The sequence below is a fragment of the Pseudoalteromonas sp. 0802 genome (genome assembly GCF_013350085.1).
Taxonomy (GTDB): domain Bacteria; phylum Pseudomonadota; class Gammaproteobacteria; order Enterobacterales; family Alteromonadaceae; genus Pseudoalteromonas.
This window is the reverse complement of the sequence record NZ_JABVXE010000012.1, coordinates 84,560-98,117: the sequence shown is the minus strand read 5'-3', so window position 1 is coordinate 98,117 and position 13,558 is coordinate 84,560. Positions and strand designations below refer to the sequence as shown.

At 40.5% G+C, this 13,558-nt stretch carries 10 protein-coding genes; 5 read left to right on the top strand and 5 right to left on the bottom strand.

Annotated elements, in window-relative coordinates; translation table 11 throughout:
• The first annotated feature begins 295 nt into the window (after positions 1–295).
• Positions 296–1,921 carry a methyl-accepting chemotaxis protein gene (locus HUS61_RS15940; RefSeq protein ID WP_175083121.1) on the top strand — a complete coding sequence of 542 codons (1,626 nt, stop codon included), beginning with the start codon at positions 296–298 and terminating at the stop codon, positions 1,919–1,921.
• A 56-nt stretch (positions 1,922–1,977) separates the two neighbouring features.
• Here the strand turns inward: HUS61_RS15940 and HUS61_RS15935 are convergent, their stop codons facing one another.
• From HUS61_RS15935 to HUS61_RS15920, 4 genes are all read right to left on the bottom strand, one after another.
• Positions 1,978–2,385, bottom strand: a complete 408-nt coding sequence (locus HUS61_RS15935; RefSeq protein WP_175083120.1) for a phosphate ABC transporter substrate-binding protein — start codon at positions 2,383–2,385, stop codon at positions 1,978–1,980.
• Positions 2,386–2,397: 12 nt separating this feature from the next.
• Positions 2,398–3,543: a porin gene (locus HUS61_RS15930; RefSeq protein WP_055022127.1), complete on the bottom strand. Its 1,146-nt coding sequence runs from the start codon at positions 3,541–3,543 to the stop codon at positions 2,398–2,400.
• 367 nt (positions 3,544–3,910) lie between these two features.
• Complete coding sequence (locus HUS61_RS15925) at positions 3,911–4,912, bottom strand: alpha/beta fold hydrolase (protein WP_175083119.1); 1,002 nt, start codon at positions 4,910–4,912, stop codon at positions 3,911–3,913.
• A 310-nt stretch (positions 4,913–5,222) separates the two neighbouring features.
• Positions 5,223–5,993: an EAL domain-containing protein gene (locus HUS61_RS15920; RefSeq protein WP_054563209.1), complete on the bottom strand. Its 771-nt coding sequence runs from the start codon at positions 5,991–5,993 to the stop codon at positions 5,223–5,225.
• A gap of 300 nt (positions 5,994–6,293) precedes the next feature.
• On the opposite strand from HUS61_RS15920, the gene HUS61_RS15915 reads away from it, so the two are divergent.
• Positions 6,294–6,887, top strand: a complete 594-nt coding sequence (locus HUS61_RS15915) for a bifunctional 2-polyprenyl-6-hydroxyphenol methylase/3-demethylubiquinol 3-O-methyltransferase UbiG (RefSeq protein ID WP_175083118.1) — start codon at positions 6,294–6,296, stop codon at positions 6,885–6,887.
• 243 nt (positions 6,888–7,130) lie between these two features.
• On the top strand, positions 7,131–8,213 hold the full coding sequence (locus tag HUS61_RS15910) for an HNH endonuclease (RefSeq protein WP_175083117.1): 1,083 nt from the start codon (positions 7,131–7,133) through the stop codon (positions 8,211–8,213).
• 12 nt (positions 8,214–8,225) lie between these two features.
• On the opposite strand, the gene HUS61_RS15905 is transcribed toward HUS61_RS15910, so the two are convergent.
• Positions 8,226–11,378: a DUF3427 domain-containing protein gene (locus tag HUS61_RS15905; RefSeq protein ID WP_175083116.1), complete on the bottom strand. Its 3,153-nt coding sequence runs from the start codon at positions 11,376–11,378 to the stop codon at positions 8,226–8,228.
• 358 nt (positions 11,379–11,736) lie between these two features.
• Between HUS61_RS15905 and HUS61_RS15900 the strand changes: the two genes are divergently transcribed.
• Positions 11,737–12,609, top strand: coding sequence for a nuclease-related domain-containing protein (locus HUS61_RS15900; protein ID WP_175083115.1), 873 nt, complete (start codon positions 11,737–11,739; stop codon positions 12,607–12,609).
• A gap of 152 nt (positions 12,610–12,761) precedes the next feature.
• Positions 12,762–13,487 carry a hypothetical protein gene (locus HUS61_RS15895; protein WP_175083114.1) on the top strand — a complete coding sequence of 242 codons (726 nt, stop codon included), beginning with the start codon at positions 12,762–12,764 and terminating at the stop codon, positions 13,485–13,487.
• Positions 13,488–13,558 lie beyond the last annotated feature (71 nt).

Below are 13,558 nucleotides of genomic sequence, written 5' to 3'. Positions count from 1 at the left end.
TTATTGGTAAAAGTAATTGTCCAATCTCTTTATACCGTACTCACCCTATTTGGGGGAGGAGTCCATACATCTCCTACAGGGTTGTCATTGCAGAGAAGAACAATCGACCTTAACAACCCCTCATTTCGGCTGATATCTAATATCTGACCTCTAACCACTTTTTTCTTCTCGCTCTTCGCCACCCTCCCACAAACGGCACTAAATAAGAAAAAAACCTGAAAATATATAAATATAGTTAATACTTTAGGGAAATCGGGCGATAATACTAAGTAATATGACAGCAAAGGTGGATTCAATGTCTGCAAGTATTTCATTCAATAACTTGAGCATCACAAAAAAAATACACGCCATAACATGCATTGCCATAACGGCATTCGTGATCATAGTAGTAACCAATTTTATAGCCATGAATGACAACAAGGTCTCGCTCGACGAGCTAGAAAAGTCGTCATATCAAGTCGTTAAACTCACTTCAGCAAACGTTGCGCTACTCGAAAAACTAGATGAGTTATACACTCAAGCAGTCACTTTTGGTGAGTCAGACTTAGTGGATAGTGCTGCGCAAACGTATAAAACGATTAACGAAAATCTACAAAATATCATTAGCATTAACGACAGCTATGTGCATGCCGATACCAAAAAACAATTAGAGCTTTATGCACAAACCTCGTCGACGATTGCCACTTCAATGATCGACGGCACCGCTGACTTTAGTAAAATTCAACAGCAAGCACAGCAAAAAACACAGCAATATGAAGCTGTTTTAGCGGGATTTAAACGTGCACAAACCCGCGCAGACGACCGCTTTTTTGAACTTGTACAAGCAACCAAAGCCCGTTCAGACAACGCACTAAACTTAATGCTTATTGTGTCTGTTGTATCACTTATTTTATTGGTGGTTACCTCAATTTGGATTGCCCGTGGAATTGGCTCATCTGCTAGCGCTGCGGCAGATAACTTACGCCTGTTAGCCGACGGTAAAGGCTCACTAAGCACACAACTTGAAGTACACGCTAAAGACGAAATTGGTCAGGTATCAATTAACTTCAATGCGTTTATTCAGCTATTAAAAGGCTCGGTACTTGAGGTAATAGCTGTGTGTGAACCATTAATGGAGAACTCAACGCGACTTGTGCAAGGTATGGAACGTGCTGAGCGTGCTACAACGAAACAAACATCCGATGCCGAAATAGTTAAGCAGTCGATGGAAGAAATGCGTCAAAGTGTTGCTGATATTTCTCATTCAGCGGCAAATGCATCACAAGCTGCGCAAACAGCCGAGCGCGAAGTTGAGCAAAGCAGAACGCAAATACAGCGCTCTGTTACTGAGTCAAAAACATTAAGTGAAGAAATAAACCAAGCGGCTTCAACAATTAACCAGCTGGCAAATGACACTAAAAATGTTACACAAATCTTGAATGTGATCACTTCAATTGCGGAGCAAACCAATTTGCTAGCATTAAACGCGGCTATTGAGGCTGCGCGTGCAGGTGAACAAGGCCGTGGCTTTGCTGTTGTAGCAGATGAAGTACGAGAGCTTGCATCAAGAACATCGCACTCAACCAACGAAATCAGAGAGCTGCTTTCAACGTTGACAACCGCAGCAAGCCATGCAGTAAATGCAATGAACTCAGCCCGAGATATGGCTACAAACAATGCCGAAGCAGCAGAAAATACAGGGCAGTCGATTGATAAAATCTCTGAGCAGATTTTAGAAATTAACGGTATGAATTCGCAAATCGCCGCAGCTACCGAAGAGCAAACATCAGTTGCTAGTATGGTTGTTGATAACGTGTCGAATATGCATATGTCGTTTGAAGAAACAATGGACTCATTGTCGGCGGTACGTGATGTAGCGAAGAACCTTCATTACCTGTCTGACTCGTTACTCGACGCCACAGCTAAATTTAAAGTCGAGTAATTTAAGCGCATAAAAAACCAGGCATTGCCTGGTTTTTTATTAGCCGTAGTAATAACTTAAAAAGTACCTACTACTTTAACTTTATCAGTTACTTTTGCTGCATCGATATAACCAATGGCGTCGCCGTTGGCTGCAACAAAATCAATAACAGCTTGATCGTTTGCTAGTTTCTCAGGCGGAGTACCTTTACCTGTAAATACCAGTTTCGACCAATAAGCGTTAAGTTGGCTGCTCGACTTACCAACAACCTTATCGTTAAACTCATCGCTTACGCTGTTGCCGTCTTGGTTTACCGGGTTTACTTTTGTGCCATCATCAAATGACTTGGTCTTGCCAAGGTAAATCTTTTTGATTGTCCCTTCATCAATAGCATTGCCATTTGCAGGGTTCACAATAACAGCAACATCAGCAAATGCAGCGTGCGAGCAAAGAGTCATTGCTGTAGCGATTAATAATTTTTTCATTATGAACTCCAATTAAAAAACTAAATCAACAGCAACAGCAACAACGTCGGTTTCTGTATCTGAAATGTCATCTTTAAAGCGGCTGAAATCTACTTTCAATGCTGCTGATGGGTGGAAGTCATAACGCGTACCAATGGTATACACGTTGCTCTTTGCTCTAACGCCTTCAAGCACCTGATTAATACCTGCGTTTAAAGCTGGTACTGCAGGTAGCGCGTTGTAGCGGTTGCTATCATGTTTGTCGTCGTTATTTTCGTAAGTTAAGTGCACAATCCACTCATCCATACGGTAACCAACAGACGTGTAGTATTGAGTTTGTTTAGCAAGAGCACTGTTTTCTACTTCAAACTCAGTGTATTCAGCATCAAATAGAATGTCGTTGTAATCAATTGAAAAGCCTACAGCGAAGAAAGAACCATCATCTTCGTCTACCGCAATATCATCAGCTTGATCAACAAAGCCTGCAGCGCGAAGAGTTTGCTCAAGGCCATTAAGTGCAACACCTGCATCGGTGTCGTTTTCAATTGCAATTGTTGTATCAGCTACAAAGTACGCAGCACGAGCGCTGAACCAGTCGTAGCTCATCGTCCAGTTGATACCAGCAATATCATTAAGCTCTGTATCGCCATTAACCGATACCACAGCAATGTTGCCATCGAAGCTACCGTAAATAACTTGAACGGTTGAATCCCAATCACCTAATTGCGTGTTGTGTAACAAGCTTAAGCCTTCATACGTTGAAAATGGAAGGTTATAAACAGATTGCGGCGGACGAACCCAGCGGTAAGTGTAACCAACGTCTAAAAAGTCTGAATAACGGTAAAACGGCACGCGCATTTTACCAGCACTCACTTGTAGCTCATCGCTGAACTCATAAGTTAAATAAGCCCATTCAAACTCAGCATCAAAATCATCACTACCACGCGCCACAATTTGTGCCGTAGCGCTCAGCTTTTCTTGTAAATCTGCAGAAAGCTGTAATGCGAACATACTTTCGTTTTTAAACGAAATATCGTCATCGTAACCGTAAAGAGTTGCGTCGTCGTCAAGGGCTTTACCGCCAACAATAGAAGCAAAGCCGTTTATGCGAACCTCTGCCATTGTGTTTGCAGACACAAAAGCAGCACATAGAGCCAATGCAATAGGAAGTTTTTTCATTGTGTATCCCTAGTATTTAGTATGAAAATGTTGATTTCGCTTAATATTATAGTCGTGCGTAGCGAAATGGGCGACACAAGTTACAGATAAATTGTAACTACATCAACGAATAAGTCGTTATTTTTCACAAAAACGGTACTAAAAGTGGGGGAAGTTGCGAGTTATGAGTTTCGAGGGGAAAGAGTATAGTTACGAGATGCGAGATGCGAGATGCGAGATGCGAGATTCGAGATTCGAGATTCGAGATTCGAGGTAGCAGCGATTTTACATTGCGTCCTAGGGCTTAGCTCCTAGAACCTAGCATCTGATGACGCGGGATAAACCCGCTGCTACACGTAGGCGCGAAACTTGTTTCGCGCGACCAGAATTAAAATGATAACGCTTTGTCTAATGCGCCTTTAAAGCGTTCAAAATCCTCGATGTGAGGAAGGTGGCCAATATCGTCTAATTCAATTAATTGCGATTTTGGGATCATAGCTGCCGCGGCTTTGCCTAATTTATCGTAACGGCCAAGCTCATGGTCAACATTTGCTTTGTTCCAATTGCGGCCAGGGCCAGTTCTGTCGCGGGTGCCTATAATTAAAGACACAGGCATGCTTAACTGATCAAACTGTGTTATGACCGGTTGCGTAAAAATCATATCGTAGGTTTTAGCATTAACCCACGCCATATGCTTATGATCAGGGCCTTGAATTTGACCACTAATAAAATGGGTTAATTGCTCGTAGGAGCTATTCCATTTACCGTCGTAATAGTTTTTCTTCTGGTAAGCAATAACCTTTTCAGGTGTTTTAGCCAATTCATTTTTAAAGAAAAAATCGGTGTCTTTGTATTGCACATAATTTAAATAGTTCTCTAAACCAATTGGGTTTAGCAAAATGAGTTTACTAACTTGGCTAGAAAACATCAGGCTGTAACGGCTTGCTAGCATGCCGCCCATTGAGTGGCCAAGTACAATGGGGTTTTCAATATTTAAAGATGACACTAGCTGATGAGTGTTATTGGCTAATACAGCAAACGAAAATTGATAATCGGCGGGCTTTGATGATTTACCAAAACCAATTTGATCTGGGATCAATACTCCATAGCCTTTGCTATTAAGGTACTTGGCAGTATTGGTCCAATAATGACCGTTAAAGTTTTTGCCATGCATAAGCACAACGGTAGGCATATTATTACTAGGTTTAAGGTAAGAGTAAGCCATTTTTAATGGCGTATTTTGTGACGAAAAATTAAAAAATTGTACAGGTAAGTCGTATTGATAATTGCTTAACTCAGCATCAAAACTAAGAGACTGCTCTTTAGCGGCTAGGTTTGCAGAAGACCATAAAACAAGTGCTGAGACTAACAGTATGCGTAAAAACATCATTATCCTTTCTCAATATGCTTAAAGAATATTCAGCCTAGCATCCTAAATAAAAATTTATAATACAAATACGATTAAATACTGGAAGAAGTTAGCAAGGTACAAGGGGAAAGAGTAAAGGGGAAAGGTGCGAGTGACGAGATGTGAGATACGAGAAACCAGCGAATTTACATCGCGTCCTAGAGCCTAGCTCCTAAACCCTAGCGCCTAGCACCTAATGTCTTCACCGTAGGCGTGAAACTTGTTTCGCGCGTCCGAGGGCTTACGGCTGAAAGCTGAAGGCTCTTGTTTTGTCGCAACTCGATTCTCGTACTTACCCCAACTTACTAAAATCAACTTCTGGCAGGCTCTCAAACCCTGGGCGAGCGAAGAAATACCCTTGCATTAAACTTACGCCGGCTTGGCGCAACCATTGATATTCTTCAACCGTTTCAATGCCTTCGGCAAGGGCGGTGATGTTAAGTTCTTCAAACATGGCAATGCAATGGTTCACTATGATTTGGCGTGCTTTATTTAAGTGAATATCGCGTATCAGCTCCATATCGAGCTTAATAATATTGCTCTGAAAATCAGCCAATAAATTTAAACCAGAATACCCAGAGCCAAAGTCGTCGGTTGCGGTAATAAAACCGAGTGATTGGTAATACTCAACAACACGTTTGATGTGCGTACTGTCTTCAACCTTTTCAACCTCGGTAAATTCAAACATAATTTGTTCTACCGGAAAGTCATATTGCTTAGCAGCTTCAAGGGTTGTTCTAATACAGCGCTCAGGTTTGTAAATCGCGTTAGGTAAAAAGTTAATACTCAAAATAGAATCAAGCTTCAGCTTAGCTGCAAGCGAAATAGCTTTAATACGACAAAGCTGGTCGAAGGTATAACGGTTCTCATCGTTAACTTGTGAGATAACAGAATAAGCCGACTCATTATTAGGCCCTCTAACTAAAGCCTCATAGCCAAAAATATGTTTATCGGTGCAATCAATAATTGGCTGAAAAGCCATTGTAAAATCAAAACCAAGTTCTAATTTGTCTTTACAGTTATTGCAACCTGTTGGCTGGCAATGAGTTTGCTTGTCGTGCATGCTTACCTCAGACTAAAGTCTTCTTAATACTTAATAGTGCAAGTAAATTGCTAATTGTGCAATGTTGTTGAGTTAAAAGTATAAAATCTCGCATCTCGTCTCTCGCATCTCGACCTTTGCATCTCGCACCTCGTTCCTCGCACCTCGTAACTACTACCTTCTTCCTTCCTCCAACTAACTTCTAATATCCATTCTAAAATCGTTGATTCTTAGCATCTAAAATCACATTTCATCCTTTGCGTTACCCAGCTTTAATGATATTTTAGCGCCAAGCAATCTTGCCAATATAAAGGAAGTAAAATGGCATCCAAAACCGTCGAATACTACAACCAAAATGCGCAAGCATTTGTAGATGCCACACTCGATGTAGACCTCAATGAACTTTACGACGAATTCTTACCGCTGATCCCAAAAAAAGGCGCTTTACTCGATGCCGGTTGTGGCTCTGGCCGCGATGCTTTCATCTTTAAAGAGCGCGGTTATAGCGTAGATGCATTCGATATCAGCCCAGCTATGGCAAAGCTGGCGTCAGAATATTTAAACCAAGACGTAGCAGTAAGCAGCTTTCTAGAGCTAAACGACGTTGCCAAATACGACGGCATTTGGTGCTGCGCAAGCCTTATTCACGTAGCAAAAAACGACTTAACCGACGCATTTAATAACCTTGCCCGCGCATTAAAGCCACAAGGCATCGTGTATGTATCGTTTAAATACGGCGAAGGCGAGAGGGAACACAACGGTCGCGAATTTACCGACCTAAACGAACAAGCCCTTGAGAGCATAATTAAAGGCACCGACCTGTTTATCCTCAAGTCATGGCAAAGCGCCGATCAACGCCCAGAGCGCGCCACAGAAACATGGCTAAACGCTATTTTGCACAGAAGAACGATATAGTCGTTTATATGCGGTATAGCAGGCTATACCGCAACTTTCCCAATATTGTATGGGTTTTAGAGTATAGCTCTACCTAAAATCCTATATTTGCAATAGCTTTTCATGCTAGATTGTTCCTAAACTAAATCACCAATATGCAAGCTACAACAATGCGTTATAGGCATAAGTGGCAAATATGCCGGCGAAAACAGGGAACAGTTCATGAACTTTAAAGCACTTTTAAAAAGTACACATAAGGCTTGATTGATGATAGCCATGCAGCAGCAACTCGATTTTATTGCTTACATTCAGCGTATGCTGGTGGAAGGTGATTTTAGTGCTACCTATAAGTTTGCACTATTGCATGCGTTGGCTGATGTTTGTGTTGAGCATCCAATGATGTATGAAGCAAGCGAGTTAAACATCGACCTCGCTAGGCTGGCTGAAAAGTTAATAGATCTTTATTGGCACCATGCAGTGCCATTTTCTTCTGCTCATAGTGGTGAAAGTGCTTTACTTAAACAAAACTCGGGTGCGCAATCAAAAGTAATTGCGGTGCTATATGAGTGCCAGCAAAACAATATTCGTAGCTTACGCCAGCTAAAATTAAGCCCTTACTGGCACACCACTTACAAAGCAGCTTTAGACACTTTAAAAACAGGCCCATTGTGGCGCTTACAAATTCTAGCTAAACAAGAAGAGTGCTTTTTATATCCGCACACAAAAGGCAAAAGCTATATCACTCTAAATGCAGGCATAGCCGCTTGCTTTAGACGCTTTTACGATTTAGTTGTCTATTTAGCGAAAAACGCATGGCTACAAAAGATTCAGAGCATTAAGCACAATCAAGCGCTTATTGGCCCTCAAAGCCAACTGCATGACTTTTTATTTGGTTTCGACCGCACAGCACTTAACAAAGCAAAACCAGTTTTAGTCGAAATACAAAAAGGCCAATGCTTTTATTGTCAAAAGCCACTCACGAGCGCGATAGAAGTTGATCACTTTATTCCTTTTGCTCGCTACGCTAACGATTTAGGCCATAATTTTGTTGCCGCCCATCGAAGTTGTAATAACAGCAAACGCGACTTTTTAGCCGCACAATTACACCGTGAACGTTGGCAAGAGCAAAACCTAGATCGCCACAGTCAGCTACTCACTGATGAACTAACTCACTATTTTCATTGTGATGCAGATAAATCCCTTGCTGTAAGCAACTGGGCATACCAAGTTGCTAGCAGCAATGGCGCAAAACTTTGGCTTGCAAAAGATAGATTTGAGTTGGCGGGAAGTAAAAATGTCCACGCATTAGATCTAGTCGCGCAGACAAAGTACAAATATGATTCTTAATAAGCTTAGGTTTTAACCTACAGCCAACTTCCCTGCCTCATGCCACATTTCACTTGGCATGGGGTTTGTTAGCTCCCAAGTAATATTCATTGGTTGGCTGCCATTGTGGCTTTGGTATTTAACCTCGCCATAGTTAACGAATCCCATTGTTCTACCGTTTTCGTCTTTGCTTTGTTCCCGCACAAACAGCAAGATTGTTTTTCCAGTTTGTTGGTGCTGAATATAACTTAAGCCTTTACCGTGTTCTGGTCGTGCGCTGTTTTGCGTTTGCCAATGAAACTGAGTAGGGCTGATTGCATAGTCATGGTATAGCGTTGTTGGCGAATAGGTTTTTTCGCATTTGTTGAGAGTTACAAAAAGTAATTCTAAATTTTGTTTTTTGAACTCTAATACGCCTTCGCGTGCAGTCGATTTTTTATCAAACGTATGTGCGCCAAATGCAGCTAATATTTGTTGGCGAGTATAGCGGCTGTGTAATTTTATTGCGTGATTAGGAAGGCACGTTAATTCACTTTCTTGTTGGTGAATACGATTTATTAAAAGCGTAATCACTTCTGATAACTCGTGTTGTAATAGTGGGTTTTTTAGTGCTTGTAAGCTTTGTTTAATAGATTTAAACCCCAGACTTGTGCCGGTATTATCCCAAAAATTGTAATGAGCCATTAGAGCGTATTGTTGATTTTTAGGCGTTACTTCAATGCTAAAGTCGCTGTTACATAAATCGCGTAAAAAGCTCAAATAGCTCAGTGAGTTGCAACTAAGTAATTGAGTGTTGATTGCACGATAATACGCAGCGTAAATATCGACTTGCTCTACTGGTATTTCATCGCCTTTTAACCAGTACCAGCCACCGAGCTTATTTTCCTTCGGTTTATAAATATCTTCTAACGTCACTTGAGGGTTTATGGTTAGAAAGTTACTTAGAGATAGTTGGGCGTTAGTATGTTGTGAATAGCTGCTTATAAGCTGTTGCAAGCGCCTTTTGCTATTAATTGCCTGTTGAATATTACGCAAAATTGCTTTTTGGGTACGTTCTTGCAGCTCTATACTGCAACCCAACGGCAAATGCGGAAAGTCATTTTCTATTTCGGCTTTTATTGACTGGTTAGTTTTGCCAATTAGAGCTCGAAACTTATTAGCAAAGTCATACTCTGGGCGAGCGTTACCAACAAAATCTAGAACGGTGCAGCATTGTTTTTGGCTATTGTCAGGTAAACGCAGGCCTCGTCCTAACTGCTGTAAAAATAACGTTAGGCTTTCAGTTGGTCGTAAAAAGAGCAAAGTATCAACTTCAGGGATATCGACCCCTTCATTAAAAATATCTACTACACAGAGGATCTTTATTTCACCTCTTCTAAGCGCCTGTTGTTTGTGATTTCGCTCATGAGTATTTTTACTGGTAAGTACGTCCGCACTTATACCTGCAAGGTTAAATTTACTAGCCATAAACTCAGCATGATCTTGGCTAACACAGAATGCTAAAGCTTTAATTGTGTGAATATTAGTGGCGATTTCATTGAGGCTCGAGATGATTTTTTTAGCGCGGTTGTTCTCCCCAGTGTAGAGCTTACTTAATTCGCTAATATCATAACGACCGCCACGCCAAGTTATTTTGCTTAAATCTATATCATCATCAAGCCCAAAGTATTGGAATGGGCACAGATGGCGTTGGTTTATTGCTTCTGGTAAGCGGATCTCTGCAGCAATTACACCACAGAAATCTTCCAAAATATTTGCACCATCTTGCCTTTCCGGAGTGGCCGTTAAGCCTAATAAAATGTTTGGTTTAAAGAGGTTAAGAATACCGCGGTAACTTGCTGCGCTTACGTGATGTACTTCATCGATAACAATGTAATCATAAAAATCAGCGCTCAACTTCATGTTGTCGATTTGATTATTAAGAGTCTGAATTGAGGCAAATAACTGGTTGTATCGTTGAGGTTTGTAGTTACCGACCCAAAGCTCACCGAAATCGTTATTTTTTAGCACACCACGATAGGCGCTTTGTGCTTGAGTGAGGATCTCTTCTCGATGCGCGACGAATAAAAAATTGGCATTTGACTTTTTGTCATACACGTTTTTAAAATCGAATGCCGATATGATGGTTTTGCCAGTGCCTGTTGCAGCCACCACTAAGTTTCTAAATCGATTATGAACACTCCGTTCAACACTTAGTTTTTCTAAAATAGCTAATTGATGAGTTTTTGGTGTGATATCAAAATAAAACTGGTTACTTGATTGGCCTTTACCACGCTGCTCATTAAGTGAGTTTATTAGCTTTTCTTTGCATTCAACTTTGCCGCTAAATAATTCAAAATCTGGCGACTGCCAGTAGGTTTCAAAGGTGCTTTTGGTTTTAGCGATAATATGCGGTATTTCTTGCGCGGTGATTTTTAAATTCCATTCAAGGCCGCTGGTGAGTGCCGAATGCGATAAGTTTGATGAACCAATATAGCCAGTATGAAAACCAGTGTTACGCATAAATAAGTAAGATTTAGCGTGTAAACGTTCTTGTTGATTGTTGTAGCTTAGTTTTACTTCTGTGTTGGGTAAGCTAGCTAAGAACTCAACTGCTTTCGCGTCTGTTGCACCCATGTATGAGGTGGTGATTACTTTTAGCTTATTACCTTTTCTTGTAAAGGCTTCTAGCTCACTTTTAAATATCCGCAGTCCAGTCCATTTGATAAATGAAACGAGCCAATAAATGGTATCAGCTGATTTAATTTCTCTTTTAAGCTCAGTCTCAAGAGATAGGCCTGCATTTGCGCCGCTAAATAACTCACTTTGTGTAAGGCCTGTTAGTGGGAAAATGCTGTTTGAGTAGTCTTTGAGATTAGTTGCTACAGGGTTTTCAGTATTGAATAGAGCTGTAAGAATTTTACCTTGGCTATCTATGAGGTTTTCATTGATTAGCTCATCGTCTTTAATATGATCTTTAAGCCATAAAACTAAGTTATTAGCTAAATCAATTTGTTCGCTTAATCGATCTTTAGAGTGGGGGATAGCATCAATCGCATGTGCGACTAGCTTTCCTAAAAATCGAGCTAACCAAGTTGCGGCTTCGGCACATTCTAGTTGGCGTTCTCCTACATAAAATTGCTTACGATCTAAATTCTGCTCAATCACTTGAGTAATAAGCTGCTCGTAAATGCCAACCTGTTCCATAAACCACTCCCTGTTATTTACAGCCAGTTTACTGAAATAGCTAATGAAAACAAGAAATAACTCATTGTTCAGTTGCAGGCGATTGCTTAGGTTTTCCCCGTGTTCACACCCGAAATTGAATTAATTATGAGTAATTTACAGCATGGATGCTGTAAAAGGCCTAGCTTGGCCACGGATGGCTTATCTACGCTGTTTACGTTCATTTAATTTATTCAAATTGAAGGAACAGTGTGAACCTCGGGGCGCCGAGAGATTCCAAAGAGAAGTCGGCGTTTACTTCTCTTTGGTTGCCGTCGCCAACGCGACATTATTAAATAATTGATGTATAAAGAGGGAGTTAACAGAACAAGGATCTGAAATGGATAACTTCATAGCACAAGGACTCAGCCTCTTATTTGTAATAGGAGGAATATATTCAATATTAGGTGTTATTTTTTTAAGAGTATGGCTTCATCAGAAGCAAGCCAAGTTACCTGTAGATCGAAAAAAATTTACTCGAGTAGCCGCACAAACACTTAACGATCAAGTAAACGATAAGGTCTTTAATGTTGTTGGTTACATAGGTTTAGCTACATTGATTATTACAATGCCGTTTGCCCTCAAAGGGATTACCGAAATGTTGGCAAGCGGTCAATTGAACTACTTTTTTATAGTTGTAATTATTGTCGGTTTAATTTACACCGCCAGAAAATCGTGGTTTGAATCAGACCAGTTAATTAAACTAAAACTAGGACGAGACGCTGAGTTAGCTGTTGCATCTGAATTAATTGAGCTTCAATCTCATGGGTATCAAATATTTCATGATATTCAAGCTGATGGGTTTAATATTGATCACTTAGTTATTGGGCCTAATGGTGTTTTTGCGATTGAAACAAAAGGAAGGCATAAGCGCGTTAAAGATGATACAAACTACAAAGTCCGATTCGAAAATAATCTACTTGCCTTTCCATCTTGGAGTGAAAACAAGCCAATTGAACAAGCAAAAATACAAGCAAATTGGGTTTATAAATGGTTAAGTGAAGCAACTGGTTTTCAAACAAAAATAACCCCAATATTGTGCTTTCCAGGTTGGTTTATAGAGTTGAAGCAGCGACCACCATTTCCTATTGTTTCCCATAGACAGTTAGCAAAAACTATATTGTCGATGCGCCAAAACCAAATAGATGGAGCTATGCAAAAAGCTATTTGCTATCAAGCTGTGCAAAGAAGCTTAAATATTTCTAAGGTTTAATTGATAGAGACTAAATTTAATGCTTAGTTTGAGTAGGTAATTTGCATCGAAAGTTTTATAAAGCAATTGTTTTAGCTAGCTTTTATCGAATAAGTACCTCCCTAGCTAACACATAGGGAGTAATTACAACCAAATTACACAGATGTAATGTTATGAATAAATGGATTTTATTACTCGCTACTTTACTTGTGAGTTTCAACACGGTTGCTGAAGAGCAATATTCAAAGAGTCGCTGTGATAGCATTGAGGCTGAGCGCGAGGGCATTCGTAAGAGAATGAATCGTAGCTACACGGCTAGGCAAGGTGAACGTTGGAATCAGCGTTTAGATGAGCTTTTTACGCTGTTGGCGAGACACTGCAAACACCCAAAAAGAAGTTCTGGTAATGGCGGTAATTATACGTATCGCTCGAACCCTACCGCACTTTTAAACACCAAAGTACATAACTCTACGGTGTATTCAAATTCATATAATGACGATAAAAAGCGCCATGCTTGGGGGCAATTTTATCAATTACCGGATCGCTGTAGAGCGAAGAATATTCAGCAAGCTGATTTTGTATGGTGTAGCGAAAATAAAGCAGAGCAAAAGGCGCTATTTGAATCGGCTTGGAGCGGTAAACAAAAATTAGAATACAAAGATGTAGTTATTACAGTAAAGCCGACCATTACAGAAATAAATACAAACAAAGCCACAAGCAAAGTTGCAATAAAGAGCCCGATAACCGAGCCACCAATTCAGCAAGCTTCGCCGCCTTTAGATGAGAGTGTTGGTCCGCAATTTACAAAGTTGAATGACCTTAAAATTTGGCAATTAGCCTTGGCTGGCATTGCAGCCATGTTGTTTGTGTTTGGTCTTTATCGTTGGTTTAAAGATTGAGTTGGTTGACGGGCTAAAGCCCGACCTACAATGCCTCGCATCTCGCATCTCGCATCTCGCATCTCGCATCT